General features: G+C 38.6%; 18 protein-coding genes. 10 read left to right on the top strand and 8 right to left on the bottom strand.

Going from position 1 to position 21,616, the window contains the following annotated elements:
• Positions 1 to 4: 4 nt before the first annotated feature.
• Both kdsA and IQ31_RS01220 read left to right on the top strand, forming a co-directional pair.
• Complete coding sequence (gene kdsA / locus IQ31_RS01225) at positions 5 to 820, top strand: 3-deoxy-8-phosphooctulonate synthase (protein WP_120334127.1); 816 nt, start codon at positions 5 to 7, stop codon at positions 818 to 820.
• 84 nt (positions 821 to 904) lie between these two features.
• A complete protein-coding gene (locus IQ31_RS01220) occupies positions 905 to 1,999 on the top strand; it encodes an SGNH/GDSL hydrolase family protein (RefSeq protein WP_145326865.1) in 1,095 nt (364 codons plus the stop codon).
• Positions 2,000 to 2,157: 158 nt separating this feature from the next.
• Here IQ31_RS01220 and IQ31_RS01215 read toward each other — a convergent pair whose 3' ends face one another.
• A complete protein-coding gene (locus tag IQ31_RS01215) occupies positions 2,158 to 3,456 on the bottom strand; it encodes a DEAD/DEAH box helicase (RefSeq protein ID WP_145326864.1) in 1,299 nt (432 codons plus the stop codon).
• Positions 3,457 to 3,509: 53 nt separating this feature from the next.
• Complete coding sequence (locus IQ31_RS01210; protein WP_075992835.1) at positions 3,510 to 3,839, bottom strand: DMT family transporter; 330 nt, start codon at positions 3,837 to 3,839, stop codon at positions 3,510 to 3,512.
• Positions 3,840 to 4,044: 205 nt separating this feature from the next.
• Here IQ31_RS01210 and IQ31_RS01205 point away from each other — a divergent pair, with 205 nt between their 5' ends.
• The 6 genes from IQ31_RS01205 (at position 4,045) to IQ31_RS01180 (ending at position 11,508) form a co-directional block, all read left to right on the top strand.
• A complete protein-coding gene (locus IQ31_RS01205; RefSeq protein WP_158638764.1) occupies positions 4,045 to 6,240 on the top strand; it encodes a tetratricopeptide repeat-containing sensor histidine kinase in 2,196 nt (731 codons plus the stop codon).
• Positions 6,241 to 6,252: 12 nt separating this feature from the next.
• Positions 6,253 to 6,885, top strand: coding sequence for a response regulator (locus IQ31_RS01200; RefSeq protein WP_120334131.1), 633 nt, complete (start codon positions 6,253 to 6,255; stop codon positions 6,883 to 6,885).
• Between the two features lie 334 nt (positions 6,886 to 7,219).
• Positions 7,220 to 8,500: a hypothetical protein gene (locus tag IQ31_RS01195; RefSeq protein WP_145326862.1), complete on the top strand. Its 1,281-nt coding sequence runs from the start codon at positions 7,220 to 7,222 to the stop codon at positions 8,498 to 8,500.
• 65 nt (positions 8,501 to 8,565) lie between these two features.
• Positions 8,566 to 9,570 carry a YihY/virulence factor BrkB family protein gene (locus tag IQ31_RS01190; protein ID WP_145326861.1) on the top strand — a complete coding sequence of 335 codons (1,005 nt, stop codon included), beginning with the start codon at positions 8,566 to 8,568 and terminating at the stop codon, positions 9,568 to 9,570.
• A gap of 67 nt (positions 9,571 to 9,637) precedes the next feature.
• Positions 9,638 to 10,177: a helix-turn-helix domain-containing protein gene (locus IQ31_RS01185; protein WP_145326860.1), complete on the top strand. Its 540-nt coding sequence runs from the start codon at positions 9,638 to 9,640 to the stop codon at positions 10,175 to 10,177.
• A gap of 107 nt (positions 10,178 to 10,284) precedes the next feature.
• Complete coding sequence (locus tag IQ31_RS01180) at positions 10,285 to 11,508, top strand: retropepsin-like aspartic protease (RefSeq protein WP_158638763.1); 1,224 nt, start codon at positions 10,285 to 10,287, stop codon at positions 11,506 to 11,508.
• Positions 11,509 to 11,573: 65 nt separating this feature from the next.
• Here IQ31_RS01180 and IQ31_RS01175 read toward each other — a convergent pair whose 3' ends face one another.
• Positions 11,574 to 12,731, bottom strand: a complete 1,158-nt coding sequence (locus IQ31_RS01175) for a Gfo/Idh/MocA family protein (protein ID WP_145326858.1) — start codon at positions 12,729 to 12,731, stop codon at positions 11,574 to 11,576.
• 34 nt (positions 12,732 to 12,765) lie between these two features.
• On the bottom strand, positions 12,766 to 13,818 hold the full coding sequence (locus IQ31_RS01170) for a sugar phosphate isomerase/epimerase family protein (protein WP_145326857.1): 1,053 nt from the start codon (positions 13,816 to 13,818) through the stop codon (positions 12,766 to 12,768).
• Positions 13,819 to 14,166: 348 nt separating this feature from the next.
• On the opposite strand from IQ31_RS01170, the gene IQ31_RS01165 reads away from it, so the two are divergent.
• Positions 14,167 to 15,855 (top strand): GMC oxidoreductase, encoded by a 1,689-nt coding sequence (locus IQ31_RS01165; RefSeq protein WP_145326856.1) that lies wholly within the window; start codon positions 14,167 to 14,169, stop codon positions 15,853 to 15,855.
• 20 nt (positions 15,856 to 15,875) lie between these two features.
• Positions 15,876 to 16,445, top strand: a complete 570-nt coding sequence (locus tag IQ31_RS01160) for a gluconate 2-dehydrogenase subunit 3 family protein (RefSeq protein ID WP_145326855.1) — start codon at positions 15,876 to 15,878, stop codon at positions 16,443 to 16,445.
• 29 nt (positions 16,446 to 16,474) lie between these two features.
• Here IQ31_RS01160 and IQ31_RS01155 read toward each other — a convergent pair whose 3' ends face one another.
• From IQ31_RS01155 to IQ31_RS01140, 4 genes are all read right to left on the bottom strand, one after another.
• A complete protein-coding gene (locus IQ31_RS01155) occupies positions 16,475 to 17,014 on the bottom strand; it encodes a hypothetical protein (RefSeq protein ID WP_145326854.1) in 540 nt (179 codons plus the stop codon).
• Between the two features lie 142 nt (positions 17,015 to 17,156).
• Complete coding sequence (locus tag IQ31_RS01150; protein ID WP_208734077.1) at positions 17,157 to 17,867, bottom strand: LytR/AlgR family response regulator transcription factor; 711 nt, start codon at positions 17,865 to 17,867, stop codon at positions 17,157 to 17,159.
• The gene (locus tag IQ31_RS01145) at positions 17,860 to 18,690 is read right to left on the bottom strand and encodes a sensor histidine kinase (protein ID WP_158638762.1); all 831 of its coding nucleotides are present in this window, start codon (positions 18,688 to 18,690) and stop codon (positions 17,860 to 17,862) included. The genes IQ31_RS01150 and IQ31_RS01145 overlap by 8 nt, the downstream gene beginning before the upstream one ends.
• 408 nt (positions 18,691 to 19,098) lie before the next feature.
• Positions 19,099 to 21,501 (bottom strand): outer membrane beta-barrel protein, encoded by a 2,403-nt coding sequence (locus IQ31_RS01140; protein WP_145326852.1) that lies wholly within the window; start codon positions 21,499 to 21,501, stop codon positions 19,099 to 19,101.
• Positions 21,502 to 21,616 lie beyond the last annotated feature (115 nt).

Below are 21,616 nucleotides of genomic sequence, written 5' to 3'. Positions count from 1 at the left end.
TTATATGATTAACAAATACATTCCCGAAATAAAGAATGGGACATCGCAGAATTTCTTTTTAATGGCGGGGCCGTGTGCAATTGAGGGAGAAGAAATCGCTTTGCGTATTGCTGAAAAGATTGTTACAATTACAGATAAACTTAATATTCCTTACATTTTCAAGGGATCCTACCGTAAAGCCAATCGGTCCCGCCTAGATTCATTTATGGGAATAGGTGATGAAAAGGCGCTGAAGATTTTAGAAAAAGTAGGGAAAACTTTTGGTGTACCGACGGTGACAGATATCCATGAGAGCCACGAGGCAGAAATGGCAGCTGCATACGTTGACGTTCTTCAAATTCCAGCATTTTTGTGCAGACAGACTGATTTATTGGTTGCGGCGGCAAAAACGAATAAGGTGGTCAATGTAAAAAAAGGTCAGTTTTTGAGTGCGGGATCTATGAAATTTGCAGTAGATAAGATCGTGGAATCAGGAAATGAAAAGGTTTTTTTAACTGATCGTGGCAATACATTCGGCTATCAGGATCTCATTGTAGATTATCGAGGGATTCCCGAAATGCGTGCTTTTAACGTCCCAACAGTGATGGACTGTACACATTCCTTGCAACAACCAAATCAGACTTCTGGCGTAACAGGAGGAAAACCAGCCTTAATTGAAACGATAGCGAAAGCAGCTATCGCCGTGGGAGCTGACGGTCTGTTTATAGAAACACATCCTGATCCGGCAAATGCGAAATCTGATGGCGCCAATATGTTACATTTGGATTTACTTGAAGGCTTGATGGAAAAACTGGTACGAGTTAGACAAGCTATTTTATAGTATAATAAATAAATCACAATAAAAAGGAGCCAATAGGCTCCTTTTTTATAATCAATTATATCAAACTTAAAGCTAAATTATTATATGTTATCAAAAGTTGCGTTGACAGCGTTTTTTCTGTTGTCTTTTTCTGCCATTAAAGCGCAGGAGAATTATAGTTGGTTTTCTCCACTAGAAGATAAACATGTGGAAGGTAGGTTGGAGAATCAGAAGCTTTCAGCCTTCAACAGACTTCCCGATGAATTGGAAAGTCAGGTACGTAAACCAGTATGGGAGCTAGGTAAGAATAGCGCAGGATTCTATATTGACTTTCAAACTTCTTCGCCTGAGATTACAGTTCAATACCAAGTTGCCGGAGGCTTAAATATGCCCCATATGCCAACAACAGGTGTTAGTGGGCTGGATCTTTATGCTTATGATACGGTAAAGAAAGAATGGAAGTGGGCTTATGGCAGTTATGATTTTTCGGATACTATTTCTTATACGTGGAAGAATATTGGGCGCAATGAAAAATTTAATTATCGCTTATATCTTCCGCTCTACAATACTGTTAAGTGGTTAAAGATTGGTGTGCCAAATACGGCTAAATTAACGTATACTCATACCACAGCAGCAAAGCCCATTGTTGTCTATGGAACCTCGATCGGACAGGGGGCCTGTACAAGCCGTCCTGGTTTGGCTTGGACCAGTCAGGTAGGAAGGGCATTTAATAACGAAGTGATCAATTTATGTTTCTCTGGAAATGGTCGACTTGAACAGCCTATTTTAAATATGATGAACCAAGAAGATGCCGCCTGCTATATTCTCGATTGTATTCCCAATCTGGCTATTTCGAAATCGTTAACAGAGACACAATTGGATTCTTTGTTGGTCCATGCGGTGACATTTTTAAGAAAAGAACATCCCGCAACGCCTATCATTTTGACCCAGCATAGTTCGGGAAGTATAGCAGAAGTCTTTAATGAAGATAAAAATGCAGAGTATCAGCAAAGTAGCCGTGTACTGAAAGCTGCGTTTGAAAAATTACAATCGAAAGGGGTTCGCCAGCTTTTCTTATTGTCGAGCCAAGAGCTTAATCTGGATCTGAATTCGACTGTAGACTATGCTCATCCAAATGATCAAGGTATGGAAAGAATCGCAAATGCGTATATTAAATTATTGAAAAAAATTCTAAAGTAGGCTATTGTTAACGGAGACGCTCTGGATATGGGCGTTCGGAATTCACTGAATCAATAATAGGGCATCGTATATGAAACAGATTTATTGGATTAGCATACATCCGTCAGCACAAGAAATAAAAATAGAAAAGGGAAGCTTAAAACTTCCCTTTTCTATTTTTATTTCTTTTTCATTTTCATCGTCATTTTTGCCTTTTCACCACCCCCATAATTAAAGGTTTTGGCATTGCTTTCTTTCTTTTGGTGAAAAGCACCGCCACGGGAAAGATCTTCTTTATCTTCCTCCTTGCTCGACTTTTTCTTTTTGTCGGCGATGGGATTATAGATTGCAAGGTCCTCAGGCAATTCCAAAACATCCATTCTTTTACCGACGGCCTGTTCTATTTTTTTGACCATTGGTAATTCCAGATCTGTTGTGAAAGTCAACACGACTGATTCTTCATTATCGTCATTTTTAACAAGATGATTTAAGAATTCCTCCTTTTCATTCGGTAACTCAAATTGAAAAATGAATGGAATAGCGGAAAGGTCCACATCGTTTGTATTTTCCCGTGCAATAATCAAGACACGAGATTGATTATTTTCCTTGAAATCTTCCATGGTCTCGTAGCCAAAATCATCGTAGAACAATGGATTGAGGATAGCAATTTCTTCTTTATTGCTACTGAACAAACTGCTGGCCAACTTTTGGGCAGTAAGTTTCGAGTTTACAAAGACGATTACTTTTTGAAATACTTCTTTATCCTGCAACAGAAGATTTAATAAATTGATCTTTGTTGTGAAATTGGGAACATGATATAATAATAGATCCAGGGTGTCGACAGTGTCATTTTCAAGTTCATCTATTTCGACTGAGGCACAATTTTCATTCATGAAATTGTCGATCATGTCATAAAGTTTTTGGTGTTCAACAGTACTGAAAACCAAATGTTGTACCTTTCCACAGCTTTCGGCTAATTCCCTTACTGTATTTTGCATTCCTTGTTTGATAATCTCTTCAGCATCATCAATAATTAGTGTCTGAATACGGTTGAGATTCAAGGCCAATTTAAGATAGATCGCTCTTGCACGATTTGGAGTAGCTACAACAATATCTTTTCCATCAACCAGTTCTTCGATTTCTTCTTCCATGCTACCTGAAGCCCGTAATCCAATGATGCGAAGACCTTTATTTTTGCTTAATTGGTAGAATCTCTCAACAATTTCGTCGATACGTTCTTCATTAGGCGCCAAGATCAAAAACTTCGGAGCTTCATCTGTTGTGAATTTCAACTTCATCAAGGTAGATAAGACATAAGTTGTGGTTTTGCCAGCACCTTCCGGAGCGATGGCAATCACATCCTGTCCACCAAGAATTCTGGAAATGCATCTACTTTGAATTTCCTTTGGAGCTAAGTAACCGAGTTCGGTCATCGTAGCAGTCAATCTTTTGCTAAGTTTTAGTTTCTCTAATGACACGTATCCTTTTATTTATGTAAGTTACAAAAGTACAAATTTAGATCTTAGATCAGCTAATGTGCGCCCATTTTTGAAAAGAGATTAATAATAATGACTCCAACGACAATCAAGACCATGCCGATAATGGCTGCTGTATCGGGGATCTGTTTGAATAAGAACATACCAATCAGCGTAATGGCTACAATACCAACCCCAGACCAAATTGCATAGGATATTCCGACGGGGAGGTATTTAAGTGTGATACTTAAAAAATAGAAGGCAATAATATAACCTACAATACAGATAAGGGTAGGTTTTATAAGGGTAAAACCTGCAGACTTCTTTAGAAAAGTGGTTGCAAATATCTCAGCGGCTATGGCAAGAAAAAGATAGATGTACTTCATTGTTACAAAGGTACAATTTTTTGTTTGGTAAGGTTCGGTTAATTAGGTCAATAACAGCGAGAAGTTAAGTTGTTTTCGAGAGAATGAATTGCGTATAAGGGTAAATTTATCTAAGTTTGGCCAATTCACATAGCTAGACGGAAGATTTGATTTTATGGGGCATGTTCGAACTTTTTGGAAATCGATACTAATATTTTTTGTTTTTTTGTGCTTTTGTAGTGCTATTCTTGCCCAAGAACAGCTGCAAGAGTTAAAGAAATCATATTACAGTCTTCCTTTAGGAAGCAAGGAGCGGTTTGTATTGACTGGAAAATATGCGCAGGGCTTATATTTTAATAATGAAAAAGTACTGGCCAGTCAACTGCTTAATGATAATATTCAGCTGGCCAGAAATTATCCTGACAAGCAATATTATGCTTATTTGAATTGTATTGCAGCCATGAATAGCTTTAACGATCATGCATATGAAAAATCACGGTATTATTTAGAACATGCTAAATCTGTGCTACCGATTGTCCGGGATAATGGAATTAAAGGTTATGTGTATTATTGTGATGGATGGGTTATGACAAGGCAGAATAAGGAGGATGAAGCCGTTTCCCAATTTCATAAAGCAATTTCATTTTTAGAGAAAGCTTCACAGACTGACGCAAATATCGCTCGAAAACTAGCCGTTTATAAGGAACTGACAGCAATATATGCAAACCAACGCAATTATGATTTTCAAGAAAAGTATACTTCTCTTTTGTTAGAAACGGCTAAAGAAGGGAAGAATGTCAATAGCCTATTTGACGCCTACATGCAGGCTGGTTATCTATTTGAAGAGGAGTATAGATCGAATAATGCAGATCGTGATTTATTGAGGAAAGCTGAACAACACTATCTTGAGGCTTATAATTTGATCAATAAGAATGAGAAGCATTTGGTTAATCCGACTGATCTAGCGTATGTTTCGGTTAATCTGGCGAATCTGTACCACGAGTTTTATCCTGATAATGGCGGTAAGAAAGCGATATCCTACGCCAGACAGGCTTTAGATATTGCTGCTGAAACGGAGCAATATGCCATTACAATACCTGCTTATGGTATCCTCGCTGACGAGTCTTTCAAAGTGGGGCATCGTGAGGAAGGGAAAAAATATCTGCAGCAGGCACTGTACAATCTTCAAAGAGAGGCCCATTACGATTATCAAGTGGGGCTAAGCCTGTTTAGCAGACTGGCCGAAGTAAGTGTTGAGGAAGGTAAATATGAAGAGGCTTTCAATTATCAAAAAAGCTACATAGATGTATTTGAAAAAGCATTTAATTCGGATAAACTCGATAAGACAAAGCAGCTGGAGCTGAAGTATGAGCGTGAACTGCAAAACCAAAAGTTAATGCGGCTTCGATTGGAAGGGGAGAAAAAGGAACAGCAGATCAAGTTGATGAAAGCCTTGAATGATAGGCAGCATCAACTGGTGGAGAATTTGAAGTTAAATGAACTGAATCGAACCCAGCAACTTAAAGTATTGCAGCTCGAACGGGATAAGAAGGAGCAGGATCTGCAATTAAGCCGACTGGAAAATGAACAACGGTTACAGGAGCTTGATGTTTCCAAAAAACAGATTGCTTTCAAGTCACGGATGAATTCGATCTATATCTGGTTATTTATCAGTTGTTTGATTGTGATCGTATTATTATTTTACGCCTACTGGCAGCGTTCAAAGGCATTGAAGCAACAGGAACATTTGCATGAGCTTGAGATAGAAAAGAATAATCAACAACATGCCATTAAAAACCTGACTGCGATGTTGGCTGGGGAAGAGAAAGAGCGTACCCGTCTTGCTCGCGACCTTCATGATGGATTGGGAGGTTTACTGTCAAGTACCAAATTGGGATTATCAGCCATCAATAAAAGTGCTTTGGAGCAAGAAACCATGAAAGTAGGAATCGATCGAAGCATTGATTTGCTGGACGGGGCTGTCGATGAACTTCGCCGGCTTGCGCATAATCTTATGCCAGATTTAATCGTAAAATATGGTTTGAAAGAAACTTTAAGAGACTATGCAAGCCGAATGAGTCAATCTACATGTCAAGTTGAATGTGAATTTTTACAATTTGAATCAACCCTAAGTACGGAACAGGAGATTTCTTTGTATAGAATTATTCAAGAATTGGTGAATAACGCGTTGAAGCACGCTAATGCGACCAACATTTTAATACAGCTTTCTTCACATAATAAACGTTTACACATTACAATTGAAGATGATGGCAAGGGTTTTGATATGGAAAGTGTCGATTTGCAGCATTCTGCAGGAATGCATAATGTGCGATCAAGACTTTCGTTTCTAAACGGGGAAATGAAGGTTATGTCGGAGAATGGAGCGGGTACAACCATTGAATTGGAATTACCCATGATTTAACTTTTTGGAAAAATGATAAAAATAGCGATTACAGACGATCACCCTTTGCTACTTGAGGGATTGAAAAACATTATAAATGCGCATGAGGATTTTGAAGTAGTGGGTATGTATTCCAGTGCAACTGAACTGTTCCATCGTATTGCCACTGATATGCCATTGGTATTGCTGCTCGATATCAATCTACCGGATGCTAACGGTATCGATTTGGTTAAAGGTCTGAAGGAAAGCAATAAGGATTTAAAAATTATTGCGTTTAGTGTCCACAATGAATTTGCAGTGATCAACAGCATTTTAAATGAGGGTGCCAATGCCTATTTACAGAAAAATGCAAATGGTGATGAAATACTTGCTGCCATTTCCGCTGTTCTTGTTGGAAGAAGATATCTCTGTGAAAAAACTCAGGCTATCTTGAACAAGAAGGTGGAAATGGGGCTTAAGCAAGTACCAAAATTGACACGTCGTGAGAAAGAAGTGCTTACTTTCGTGGCGCAAGGAATGACAACAAACCAAATTGCAGATTCATTGTTTATCAGTTCACATACGGTAGAAAGCCATCGCAAGAATCTAATGGAGAAATTTCAAACCAAAAGTGTTACTGCTGCAGTAAAATCGGCTATTGAATACGGATTAATTCGGGAAACCTAATTAAATTCCCCAATTCCCTGATTTCAGGGATGAAAAGATCTCCAGGCATTTGATACTTTTGCTATTATTGATTTAAAATAGAAGGTATCAAGTGCATTGTTGAAAACTAGTATTTTGCGCTATTTCAAGAGAAGACATTGTTTCGGTCTTCGATTCATTGATCTATTTTAAGATTCATCGGTCTATTTTAAATAGAATCTGTTTCAGAACAAAATTTCAAATCTAGGTTTTTCTTAGAGCGCCTAATACTGCGAAATATAACTTTTTCAGCTTGAGGGACCTTTCAGAGGAGCTTTTAGGAGATAAACAACCAAAAATTACTGATTCAATTGATATGATTAAAAAAATAATACTTTGGACGATAGCTGTCCTCGTACTTTTGGCGATCGTTGCCTGGGGCGGTTACATACTACGACAGCAAGAATCCTACAAATCATTGGTCCATAAAAGAAGTAAGGCTTTGTTGACCGTATCATTAGATGATATTCTTTTGAATCAGTTTTTTAATAAATGGCAGTCAGCGCCGAAAGAGGGGCAAGATTTTGGTCAAAAACTAAGTAAACTCAAAGACAATGGAATTGATATCAAAGCGAATGTATTTCTTTTTGCTTTGGAGCCCCACCCCAAAAACTTTTATGCTTTTTTTCAGCTAAAGGATAAGCAACAATTTTTGACCTTTCTAAAAGATGTGATACAGGTTGGTGCTGTGGAAAGTAATCTAGCCCCTGATGTGAGCTATGCCTATCATCAACCGAGCAAAATCGCATTTATCTGGAAAGGGGATGACCTGCTGCTAAGTCTAGGCTTTGATCTTGACACAAAGAAAGAAGAAATGCTTCAGTTAATTCAATCAAAAGAAGAACGGGTTACCATCGAACAATTTATTAACCGTCCAAGTACATTGACAGGTAAATCACTGCGTTATAGTGATATTTCAACGGATAATTTTATTGAGTTTGAATTGAAAGGAGACCATCTCGATGTGTCTGGTGAGTTTTTCTCAACAGATTGGAGCTTTCCGAAGGAATATCTTGTTAGAGAACTCGTTTCCTCAAAATACATTGGTAAAGCTTGGATCAATATCCCCAATAGTCAACTTAAAAATCAGCTAAAGCAATTAGTTAGCGAACTTCCTATAGCCGCTGATTCTATTATAGCACATTTGGATGGAAATTACGTCGATATTGAAATTTTGAAAAACAAGGTCATTCAAACAGATACCATTATTAATTATGCGGTTGACGAAAATTTCGAAACGATCGAAGAGAAAACACCCTACGAAACGAAAGTTCCAGAAGTAAGATTAGCCATGCGTGGAGATAACGACATGCGCAGGTTCCTCCCCAGTAAATTATTTTATCAATGGTTTCAAAAACAAGATAAGGAGTTTAGTTTGCTGACCACGTCAAAGGACATTGATAAACTTAATGTGGCTTACAATAAGACAGCTGAGCTATCCCATGTTGCAGTTCATTTGGTAGATTGGCCAAGTGAAGCTAAAATATCACCGATTCTATTATTGAAAACCATCGCTTCAGATATTACGCTGAGTCTGAAAGTTGTAGACCACAATCGCTTGGTTCTCCAGGGAACTATAGCGGACTACTCGCATTAAATCACACTAATTACAAACTTTCTTCGCTTCTCAATGGTTTGTTCTTGAGTACAAAGTACAAGAACATGGATAAACGAACTAAAAGTAGAAGTAAGGTGAAAACCTATTGGCGAATTTTAAAAAGTACGGTTTCGGGATTTTTGAATGAGGATTCGATGAAGTATAGTGCTTCATTATCCTATTATACTGTTTTCTCTATTGGTCCAATATTGGTTTTAATGATTGCCTTAGCCGGAATTTTTTATGGTGAGGATGCAATTGAAGGGAAAGTATTCTTGGAACTCCGTGGATTGGTGGGAAGCAGTGCCGCAAGACAGATTCAAGAGGTTATTCAGAATTTGCAACTTTCTGGAAAATCAAACCTGGCATTGCTTGTCAGTGGTATTACATTGATTTTAGGAGCAACGACTGTTTTTGGGGATATACAGAATTCGATCAATAAGATTTGGCATGTAAGGGCGAAGCCGAAAAAAGGCTGGTTAAAATTGATTCAGGATAGATTATTGTCTTCATCTTTGGTGATTGGGTTGGGGTTCTTGTTAGTTGTTACATTGATTGTAAATGGTGTAATATTAGCATTGACAGATCAGCTACAGCATTATTTCCCGGACATAACGGTGATGTTAATGGATGGGATTAACTTTGCATTGTCCTTCGGAATTATATTCTTGTTATTTAGTGTCATATTTAAAGCGCTTCCGGATGTCAATATACATTGGCGAACAGTACGTGCGGGCGCCTTATTTACTTCAATTTTATTTGTATTGGGACGTTATTTAATTGGAGTCTACCTGGAGCATTCTGCAACCCAAGATACGTATGGAGCGGCAGGTTCATTTGTGCTGATCCTTCTCTGGGTCTATTACACAGCAGCCATTTTATATTTTGGTGCAATCTACACAAGGGAGTATGCCACTGTAATGGGAATCCCTATTGAACCCTCGCAATATGCCGTGCACGTTGAAACGCAGGAAATTGAGCGTAATGTAACCGAAATACCTCCAGCTCCTTTAACGCTTGAGGAGCAGACGGTTACCGAAGAGGATGCTAACTTTCCCAAGGAACCATAAACGTTCGATTTGATGAATTTTTACGGCCAAATTCTGTAAATTTGGTCGTAAGATCGATCTATTGTTTATGAATAAATTACAATCATTACGTGAGAAACTCAATTTAACCCAAGAGGAACTAGCACAAAAATCAAGTATTTCAGTAAGAACAATTCAGCGGATTGAAGCGGGGCAGCCACCAAAGGGCTACACCCTTCGTGCACTTGCACAGGCATTGCATGTGGACGAATCGGAGTTTTCTGCATATGATATGCCTGCTGAATCCGAAAATCTCACATGGATCAAGATTATCAATCTTTCTTCCTTACCCTTTTCTATATTGCCTCCATTAAATGTTTTGGTGCCCATTGCAATCATGCTGTTAAAAAAACAGCATTCGTATAAGGTTCGTCAGTTAATCTCAATACAAATCGTATCTACCTTAATCGCGGTGTTACTGATGCTTGTTATTTTTATGCTCAACGATTGGCTAGGTGTTAAAAGCAATGTGAAATTGCTTATTCCGCTATGTTGGATTCTTATGAATATTATCGTTATACTGCGAAATGCGATCGGATTAAATAAAGGTGAGAATGCACGGATTTTGCCCGATATTAGTATTTTATAGCGACTGTTATACAATTGTCGGGTAGCTGTCGGGATATTGTCGGGATGCAAAAGTGTACTCTTCGTCTGGTATTTTTTTTCTTTGATCTTGAAAAAAAATACAAAATTATGAAAACACACTATCAAAAAAGGAAAAGCCATATGGCCTTGGCTACCTTTGTTATTTTTCTTTCTCTTTTTACGATGACGAACGTCTTTCCACAAAATAGGATAACTTTGATCAAAGCTTCATCTGAGAAAGTCCGTATTAAAGACGGCACCTATTGCCATGTCGACTGGAAATTAGATCCTAAAGCAAACCCTGATGTCTATTTCGTGAATATTCCAACGAAAGAAAGCACAGTCGTTTTTAAAACAGATCAGGAGGAATTAACTGTTATGACTAAACCCGGAGCGATGTATGATTTTATAGTACTATTGAATGGGACGGATTCTTGTCACATTCGTATAAATGCTCAACTACCACCTGATCTACCTGTATTGGATCAAAATGATCCGTTTCCTATGCCAATACCTTTTCGTCTTATTGGCTCAAGGATTTTCCTGAATGGAACAATTAACAAGAAAAATGTCGCGATACAGTTTGATTTAGGAGCAGGAACAGGTGTTGTCAATAGAAATAACTCAAAGCAGCTGGATTTATCATTTTCATCGTTTACGACAGTTTCGAATACCGACGGGGTCAATAGCGAGCGGACAAGCCTAGGTAATCAATTGCGTATTGGGTCTATGGTCTGGAAAAATGTGTCAATGACAGAGGTCGGTAATATGAAGTCCTTTGAAGATCTTATTATAGGTAACAGTTTCTTTCGAAATCACATTATTGAAATCGATTATGACAAAATGGAATTGGTAATTCATCGCGATCTCCCCACCAAAGCAAAGGAGTATACAAAGCTTCCGATATTTTACGAACAAAATCGACCAAAGTTTAAAGCTGCTTTTAGACATAATCAACGGCAATTTGATTTTTGGTTCCTTTTTGATACAGGTCGTGATGGCACGATGTTTTTAGGTGAAGATTTTACCAGTATAGGAAACAATTGGGACGATCTAGAGCCACTTACCATGATCGGTAACCGGAAGATTATCCGTTTGAATGCTTCAATAGCTGGTGTTGAATTTAAAGATATTGTGACGAATGCCGCTGATCCGGCCAAGCGTAATGGCAGACCAAGTTTATTTGGAAATCAGATTCTGAACCATTTTAATGTCATTTTGGATAATCAGGAAGGATTTCTTTATCTGAAACCAAATGGTAGGATCAAGGAACCTTATTCAAACTATGAGGGATATTTGAACCAGATGTCTCAGTCAATACAGAAAAATTAAAGTGTGCAGCCAATGTCGTTTGTTCAGGTAGCAAATGACATTGGCCACTTATGGTAAGTATATATCTAACGAATAAAATCGGTCCATTTTTGTGTTGATTTTCCCGAGGCAATCACAGTTTCTAGGAACTTCATGCCACGCAGACCATCAGCTACGGTAGGAAAATCTGTATCTTCTTCTCGCGGCTCTATACCTTGCATAGATGCCAATAGCGTGGCTGCAAAATTTCTATAAATATTGGCAAATGCTTCTATATATCCTTCGGGGTGACCGGCCGGTAGACGGATGTTATGTTTGGCGATTGGTGAAAGGTATTGTTGACCTGCACGAAATAGCTGGGTCGGCGCATCGAGCTGTTTAAAGATGAGTGTATTTGCATCCTGCTGGTTCCATTCCAATCCTCCAAGTTCACCATATACTCTAATTTTTAATGCGTTTTCTTCTCCTGCGGCAACTTGAGATGCCGATAGTACGCCTGTGGCTCCATTTTCAAATCCAAGTAATATATTGCCGTCATCTTCAAGTTTTCTTCCGGTCACAAATGTTTGAAGATCGGCGCACATTTTAGTGATTTTTAAACCTGAAATATATTCTGCTAGGTGGGCAGCATGTGTTCCAATATCGCCCATACACCCACTTTTTCCACTCTTTTCGGGATCTGTCCGCCAAAAGGCCAAAGAAAGATCATTTTCGATCATCTTACTGAGCCAACCCTGCGGATATTCTACCATAATCTTTCTAATCGAACCTAATTGGCCTTCTTTGACAAGATGACGGGCTTGTTTTACCATCGGATAGGCCGAGTAGGTGTATGTAACACAGAGTATCAATCCTGTTTCAGCTACTTTTTGTTGGAGCAATTCGGCCTGTTCTGTTGTCAGCGTCATCGGCTTTTCAAGCACGACATGGAAGCCATGTTCCAGAGCCATCATTGCTGGTTCAAAATGAGCAAAATTCGGCGTGACTATACTGACAAAGTTCATGCGGTCATCCGCTGGGCGCTTACTTTCCTTGAAAATCATTTCCTGATAACTTCCATAGCTCCTTTCCTCTGGAAGACCTAAAAGCGCGGCGGATTCTTTTGCAACAAGGGGATCAGCGCTCAGTGCGCCGCAACATAATTCAATCTGACCATCAATTCCTGCAGCCATACGATGTACAGCCCCAATAAATGCATTTTTTCCACCGCCGACCATGCCCATTTTTAGTTTTGTATTGCGCATAAAGTTGAATTTTTAATGACGATATCTTTTGTAATTACAAACCCAATAGTTTACGGTTAAGGCTATCATTGGTTTCGACGGCAGCAAAATTATCGAATGCCTTGTCAGTAACACGAATAATATAGTCTTTAATATGCAGCGCGCCTTCCCGCGCACCATCTTCAGCATTCTTGAATGCACATTCCCATTCCAGTACAGCCCAGCCTTGATAATCATATTGTGTGAGTTTGGTAAATATAGATTTGAAATCCACTTGGCCATCACCAATTGATCTAAAACGACCGGCTCTTGACTGCCAGCTCTGGAAACCACCATAGACACCCTGACGACCAGAAGGATTGAACTCAGCGTCTTTAACATGAAACATTTTAATTCGCTCATGGTAAATGTCGATGAATTGAAGATAGTCAAGACATTGAAGAACAAAATGGGAGGGATCATAGAGAATGTTTGCCCGCTTGTGGTAATTTACATTTTCGAGAAATAAGTCAAAAGTAGCACCGTCATGGAGATCTTCTCCAGGGTGTAATTCATAACATAGGTCAACATCATACAAGTCACATTCATCGAGAATGGGTAACCATAATTTTGCAAGTTCAGCGAAACCCGTTTCGATCAGGTTAGCTGGTCTTTGTGGCCAAGGGTATATAAATGGCCATAGAAAGGCGCCACTAAAGGTTGCTAGCGCTTTAAGTCCGAGGTTGTGGGAAGCTTGTACGGCATATTTTAATTGCTGGATCGCCCACTGTTGTCTTGCTTGAGGATTACCATGTAAATGCTGTGGTGCGAAAGCATCAAATAGATCATCGAAACTTGGATTCACAGCCACCAATTGCCCTTGGAGATGGGTTGAAAGTTCGGTGATTTCCAATCCAAATGACTGTACTTTAGCTTTTAGATCAAGTGCATAGCTTTTATCGAGCGCTGCTTTTTCTAGATCGATAAAACGGGCATCCAAAGTTGGTAGTTGTATACCCTTATAGCCAAGTGCCGCTGCCCACTGGCAGATTGAGTCCAAAGAGTTAAACGGAGCTTCATCACCGATAAACTGTGCGAGAAAGATGGCAGGACCTTTAATTGTTGTCATATGTATTGTGTTTTGAAAAAGACTCTATTACGTACAAAACAGATCAATATTCCAATGCGATTGAAGAAATGGCTCAGTCTGTCGTTTATACTATTATAATTTGGTTATCCAAGCTACCTGCTTGTTTAATACAATATTACAAAAATTTGCAACCGGTTGCAATAAAATCAAAAAAAAACCTTAAACTTGTTTAGACGATTCATGCTTACACTTTCCAAAATATAAGAATGGAGCGTCTAAACTAGGTATAACTGTCAGGCATCTTTGCAGCGCTTGATTGTGGAGGAGACTTTATTTTAAAGGGAAACTTCCCTTTGAGTAATAACCAAATAAACCAATTATAAATAAATGGCAAATAATGTTTATGATGCAATTGTCATCGGGTCTGGGATCACAGGTGGCTGGGCAGCCAAGGAACTAACGGAACGTGGATTGAAAACCATCATGTTAGAAAGAGGACGCAATATTGAGCATATCAAAGATTACCCATCACCAAACAAAGATCCTTGGGAATTTCCGCATCGGGGTCGGGTACCTTTGGATCGAGCACAGCACTACTTACCTTTTGGAATTAAAAATCAATGGATGAACGAAGGGAACATCGACTTTTGGACTAATGAGACAGAAAGTCCATATAAGGAAATAAAACCCTTTAATTGGTTCAGGGGCTATCACGTTGGCGGGCGCTCGCTTATGTGGGGGCGGCAGAGTTATCGATGGTCGGATGTTGATTTTGAGGCAAATAGCAAAGACGGGCATGGTATTGACTGGCCGGTACGTTATAAAGATATAGCACCTTGGTATAGTCACGTTGAGAAATTTGCGGGTATTTCAGGTAATAGAGACGGTATAGCGGTGCTGCCCGATGGCGAATTTATGCCGCCAATGGATATGAATATTGTGGAAAAAGATCTTGCTGCGCGCTTGAAATCGCGTTATCAGGGAAAAAGACACTTTATAATTGGCCGGGTAGCCAACATAACAGTGCCCCATCACGGCCGTGTTAATTGCCAATACCAGAACAAATGTTGGCTGGGTTGTAATTTCGGCGCTTATTTTAGTACACAGTCTGCAACATTGCCCGCAGCAGTGAAGACTGGAAAACTTACCCTAAGACCATTTTCAATAGTAAAAAGCATTATTTACGATCGGGATACACAGAAAGCTAAAGGAGTAGAAATTGTTGATGCGGAGACGAATCAAACCTACGAGTATTTTGCTAAAATTGTCTTTGTATGTGCTTCGACTTTAAATTCCACCTGGGTGTTAATGAATTCAGCTACTGATGTATGGGAAGGTGGTCTTGGGAGCAGCAGTGGTGAACTGGGACATAATCTGATGGATCACATGTTAAATAGTGGAGCTGGGGGAAGAGTTGAAGGATTTGAGGATAAATATATTTTTGGACGACGCGCCAATGGATTATATGTACCCCGATTTGCCAATATTGCCGGCGATACCAAGAAGAGAGATTACATACGTGGTTTTGGCTATCAGGGCGGAGCTTCAAGGGGACAATGGTCGGGCAAAGTAGATAATAGGAGCGTGGGTGGGGCTTGGAAAGATGCTATCGCCGAGCCCGGAAGCTGGGGAGTGGGGTTTACTTCATTTGGCGAAATACTGCCATATCACGAAAATAAAGTCCTATTGGATTCATCTGTAAAAGATAAGTGGGGGCTTCCTGTATTGGCTATAGATGCAGAGATTAAGGATAATGAGCGAAAAATACGGGTTGATGCAAGCAATGAAATGAAGGAAATGTTGGAATCTATCGGTGTCAAAGACGTAACAACCTACGACAACGGGTTTAGTATGGGACAGGGAATTCATGAAATGGGCACGGCACGGATGGGCAATGATCCGAAAACCTCGGTATTAAACAAATTTAACCAAGTATGGGATGCTAAAAATGTTTTTGTGACAGATGGGGCCTTTATGACTTCGTCTTCCTGTGTGAATCCATCGCTTACCTATATGGCATTTACTGCAAGGGCCGTAGATTTTGCTGTTAATGAATTAAAAAAAGGGAATCTTTAATATTTTATGATGCAATAATTATGAATAGACGAGAAGCAATACAACGTGTAGCCATGCTCATGGGAGGAACAGTTATTGGTGCTTCGTTATTTTTGGAAGGATGCCAGAGGTCTGCTTCGAAAGATATAGAAATGCTCTTTGGTCCAAAATCAATCGATTTTTTTGGAGATCTTGCGGAGGCGATTCTTCCTAAAACTACTACCCCAGGGGCGAAAGAAGCTGGGGTAGGTTCTGAAATTCCTGTTCTCGTGCGAGACTGCTATAAACTTGAAGAACAGCAGGTTTTTTTGACTGGAACAGCCGGAATTGACGAACGTGCCAAGAAAGAATTCGGACGTAAATTTCAGCAACTCGACAAAAAAGACCAAACTGCTTTTGTTGATATTTTGGACAAGGAAGCACAAGATTACGATGAAAAGAAAGCAGCTAATGAACTGCCCCATTTTTTTACGCTGTTTAAACAGCTTACACTGCTTACTTTTTTTAGCTCAAAATTAGGCGCCACGGAAGTGTTCCGTTATGTGAAAATCCCAGGGAAATATAACGGCGATTTCCCTTATGAAAAGGGTGATCATGCTTGGGCAACCTAGCTAATAAATTGTATATTGACCCCTTGTCTTTAATTGGCAGCGGGGTCAATTAAAGAGGTTGTCAAGCCTATGAACTTTAAAAGATTTTTGCTATCGAAAAGTAAAGTTGTAAAATGTGTTCCTGTTTTCATCGTCAGTCTGGTACCGCCCGGAAAAGAGCTTCCAGCATCGAGTTTTTCCTTTTTAACATTGTGTCTGCTGAATTTTGAGAGCGCCTCTTTGACTGTTGTTTTATTGATCGCTAGATCAAAAGGCAACCCTTCGACAACCAGAAACTTGTCTTCAGGGATATCAAAAAACAGTTCATTGACGGATTTATCAGCCCCATAATTGCTATAGAGTTCCAAGCCGGATTTTGTGATCCATTTTGCATACTTTTCTTCGTTGGCATCTTCATAGAAGACTGTTTTTACGTTTAATGTAGCCGCTATTTTATCTATTGTCTGCGGAAATACAAATTCACTGTTTTTATTCAACAATGATTTTAACTCCGCTTTGTTCTGCGCGAAAGTCGTTGCAGCAAAAAGGAAAAGACCTATATTTAATGTAAATGCTTTTATCTTCATCATATCCTTGTTCTATGTTTGGCAGTTGTTTATGTCCGTAAGATTAAAATTAATCAAACGAGTAAAAATATACAATAGTGCTTTATACTTGTTTTTATAGCGGGATCAACTAAAGTTTTCACCATGCGTATCGCCTATAATCGATCTAATTTAATCCTAAAAGCGTATATAAGAGATCTTTTTTATTGCTCGCAATGGGGATTGTTTTTCCATTTGAAAGCTGGACTATATTTCCATTTAACGATTGTATGCTATCTGTATTGACAATGAATGCTCTATGAATTCGAAAGAAACTGGTGTTATGTAAAATTTCTTCCATCGCCTTAAGGGTAGATAGGGTTTGATGTGCACTGGTATACGTGACAATATTCAAATAGTTTCCCTGAGCTTCAATATATAGAATATCACTAAGCAGAATCTTTATAAATTTATTTTCACTTTTTATAAAAATTCGTTCTGTTTTTATTGGGTGGTTATTTAGTTTGTTAAAGGGTGATATTTGTTCCTTTACTCTATTTGTAGCTTTCAAAAAGCGTTCAAATCGAATGGGTTTAATAAGGTAATCTACGGCACCTTTTTCAAATCCGTCAATGGCGAAATGTCGATGGGCAGTTATAAAAATAAAGTAAGGTTTTTGGGCCAGCGTTTCCAACAGATCTAAACCAGTTAAGCGGGGCATCTCAATATCGCTAAACACAATATCGATGGGATTTTCCTGCAAGAAAGCCATTGCCTCCAGTGGCCTACTGAAGGTCTTTTTTAATTCCAAAAAAGGTACTTGTTCGACGAAATCAGTAATAAGTTCAATGCCTAAAGGTTCATCATCGATGATGATGCAACTATATTTTTCAATCATGTTGTAATGCGATATTCAATGCAACGCTAAATTCATTGGAGCTATCTATGATGTGAAGGTCGCTTTGGTTTGGGTAAATCAATTGTAAACGCTTTTGTAAATTTTTAATACCGATACCCGTAAAGCTAGGTGTTTTCACGGTATTGAATACATCTTTGTCATTTTTTATTTTAAAGGCAACCTGATCTTTGCTGATATGAATAGTAAGAATGACAAAGGATTTTTCCTCGTTTTTCAGCCCATATTTAAATGCATTTTCGATAAGGGTGAAGGTCAATAACGGAGCAATCGTTAATGCGTGAGCATGCGCTAGCCCCTCTATATTTAGTTCAATCTGATATGATTTTGGGTAACGCATTTTTTCCAATGAAAAGTAATTCTCTATAAAATCCAGCTCTTTAGCTAAGGAGACGTATTCTGCATCCGAATCGTATAGTGTATACCCCATAATTTCGGATAAATTTAATACGACCTTAGGTGCTGTGTCGTCTTTTTTTAGCGTCAAACGATAGAGGTTGTTGAGCGTGTTGAATAAAAAATGTGGATTGAGTTGTGCTTTTAAAAAAGCCTTTTCTACGCTAATATTTTCCAATAACAATTTTGACTTCTGCTCCAGGATTCGCATTCGGTCTTTATTTATTCTTCTGATGTCTATTAATATTTTGGTAAAGAAAAAAGGAGACAATGAATAGATAACCGACAATGCATTTAATAACACTGCTTTAAAGCTGAATACGGACCACAGGTTGGGAATGAAATCCTTTTCCTTACCCATTAATGGATACAAATTAGAAATATCAAAATCATATTTGTAAGCTAGCACATAAAACAAATTATTGATAAATAACCAAATAAGAATACATATTGGCGCAGTTAAGAAAGGTAATATCCATAAATTTAAGTTCCTCGCGTAAGGTATAACCAAGTAGAAAAATAGATAAAAGACAACAAGAGAAGACAATAAAACACGCGTTGACAAAAATATTGATTGATTTGAGGATATTCCAGTTACGTAATAGTAGTTGCTGAAAAGGAGCAGGGTAAATGTAAACCACATTCCAAAATGAAGTAGGATACGTACATTCGTTGTATAAAAAGTATCGAAATCCTGCTTCCTGAAAAATGTATCTGCTTTAGTGATGTATTGATTAAGTCGAGATTGTTTCATAAATCCTTAGATAGTTCAGTTTTGCGGCTCATTGAGCCGCAAAGATAAAAAATAGCGGTACATTTATAATCTTCCTTTCTCCTCCATACTGCTTGATTCCATTCGTTTTGCTTTAAAGGTAGTGCCGGTTTTGAAGTTATATAGTAAAGAAATGGAGCATACACGCGATTGCTCCCTGTGCATTATCCAGATTTTAGTATTGTTAAAATAACTTGTCGCCCGATAATTATTGGTAAAAAAGATGTCGCTAATATTTGCCTTGGCAACCAATTGATCTTTGATTAATTTTTTCTGAATCCCTAGATCAACGGAGCCGATGGCTTTAGTAACAATATTTCCAAGTAACATTTGGGGGGTGTAAAAAGCATTCAGATTTATACTATATCCTTTGCCAAAGGAAATTTCTTGTTCTGTCTGTAATATAAAAGAAGCTTTCTTTAGATTAAAATAGGGGGAAGTTGAACGTGTATGAGTGAATAAAATCGTGTTCGTACTTGACCAGCAGGGTAGCAATGAAATGGGAGCGCTCAGAGTGGCCGTCCATACTCCTTGAGTCCCCGCGTTGTCTTTAATAATCGTTAACAGTTCTTCTTCTGCCTGGTTGCGTATAATTTGCGAGATCGCATTTTTGGTATGGGAATAGTTCAAAGCAGTATAATATTTTTCTTTCCATAATCCACTAATTTCGAACGAATTTGTGAACTGCGGTTTCAGAAAGGGATTTCCTGTCTGTACGGAATAATTATCTATATAATATTTATAAGGGTTTAAATCAAAATATGAGGGCCGTTTAATTCTTCTATTGTAGGTAAGTGATACATAATTGCTTCCCTGCGAGTTTAAATTCTTCTTTAAAAAAATACTTGGGAACAAATTGAAATAGCCTTGTGCGAGTTTGTCCCTTTGCTCGCTCAAAAGTTGTCCTTGAATATTGGATTTCTCGCCTCTTAATCCCAATTGATAATCTATTTGGGCCCATTTTCCCGTATAATTTGCATAGGTAGCATAAATTCGTTCTTCATAATTGAACTGGAAATCAAGGGCAGGCATTGGCATCCAGGCCTGATGAAAGACCTGGTATCGATTGGTATTCATGATATCCGTCGCGGTCGCTTTTATACCAATTGATAAATTGTTTCCAGATTTAGTTATCCAATTATACTTTGCGTCGCCAGTAAAAATTTTTGCTTTGCTGGGATAATCCAATCTGAACAAAGTATCACTGCGTATGTTACCATTCGCATCGAAATCGACACTATTGCTGATACTATTTCCGTTTCGTTGATTGTTTGTATAATCGATAACAAGGCTGAATTTCGAATGTAAACTGTCTGTTTCCAAAACATAATTTAAACCGAGATTTTGGTAGTTAGATTTTGATTCAGATGGGAAGCTACCTTGCGAGCGGATGTTTTTTGCCGCATCGGGATAGGTAATTGTCGAATGCGCCGTGGATGGTCCAAGGAAACTGCTGTATTGACCGGTGTAGGAAAAGCCTAGAAATTGTTTCCCCGTGAAATCATAGGTCGCACCAAGCCGTATACGGTCGTTTTTGTTGGTCTGAGTGTTTTCCGTTTCTTGCTGATATAATCCCTGATTTGGAAAATCTCGTCGTTGTTTTAGTTCCTCGTATGACTTTGCACGACTATGGGAATAACTTGCCATTAAACCAACTTTACCTATTTGATAATTCAAACCTGCATAAGGAGTGTACGTTACATATTTTCCAAGCCCAATTGCATAGTCATTGCCAATATAACCATTGAGCCCCTGTTTATCTTGCTTTTTTAGCACAATATTGATGATACCACCACTGCCTTCTGCATCGAACTCTGCCGAGGGATGTGCGATAATCTCAATGGATTGGATGTCGTTGGAACGCAAGGTTTGAAGGTAGTTCCTGAGATCATTTCCCGCGAGGTTAATACTTTTGCCATCGACAAGAATACGTGTTCCTACAACTCCATTAATGGAGATTTGACCATTGTTAACGAATAACCCGGGAGCCATTTTAAATAATTCCAAAGCTGATTTTCCAGAAGCATTGGCGGTTTGTGCTACGTTCATAATGATGCGGTCAATTTTTCGCTGTATTGTTGGTTTGCGCTTATTTACTGTTACTTCATCTAACATGAGGTTGGATAGTAGTGATTTTGGGACAATGAACGCTAGCGGGGCTTTAAGGTCATTAATTTCAATTTTATGTTGCGTTTTGAGTACATTTTCCACGCGAATCGAAACGAGGTAAGTCCCTTTTTCGGTAAGCGTTAACTGAAAATTTCCATGTTCATCTGTTATTTTTTCAATGAGAGAATCTTTCCTTACATCTAACGCACGAAAGGCTAATGAAGCATAGGGGATCGACGCGCCATATTGATCCGAGACTTTACCAACAATGGCGGTTTGGGCGAACAGGAAGTTGTTAAGGAGAAAGGTGATAAGACTGAAAGTAATTAATTTGATCATAAATTTTGAATAATTATTCAAAACTAGTTTCGCTGGTGGCTTATTTCAATTTTTTTGGATATAAGGAAACCTTTTAGGGATGGAAGCCGTAAATTTAAGGATAAGCCATATAAAG

It is taken from the genome of Sphingobacterium siyangense, from assembly GCF_007830445.1.
Classification (GTDB): Bacteria; Bacteroidota; Bacteroidia; order Sphingobacteriales; family Sphingobacteriaceae; genus Sphingobacterium; species Sphingobacterium siyangense.
This window is presented reverse-complemented; position numbering and strand designations above follow the sequence as displayed.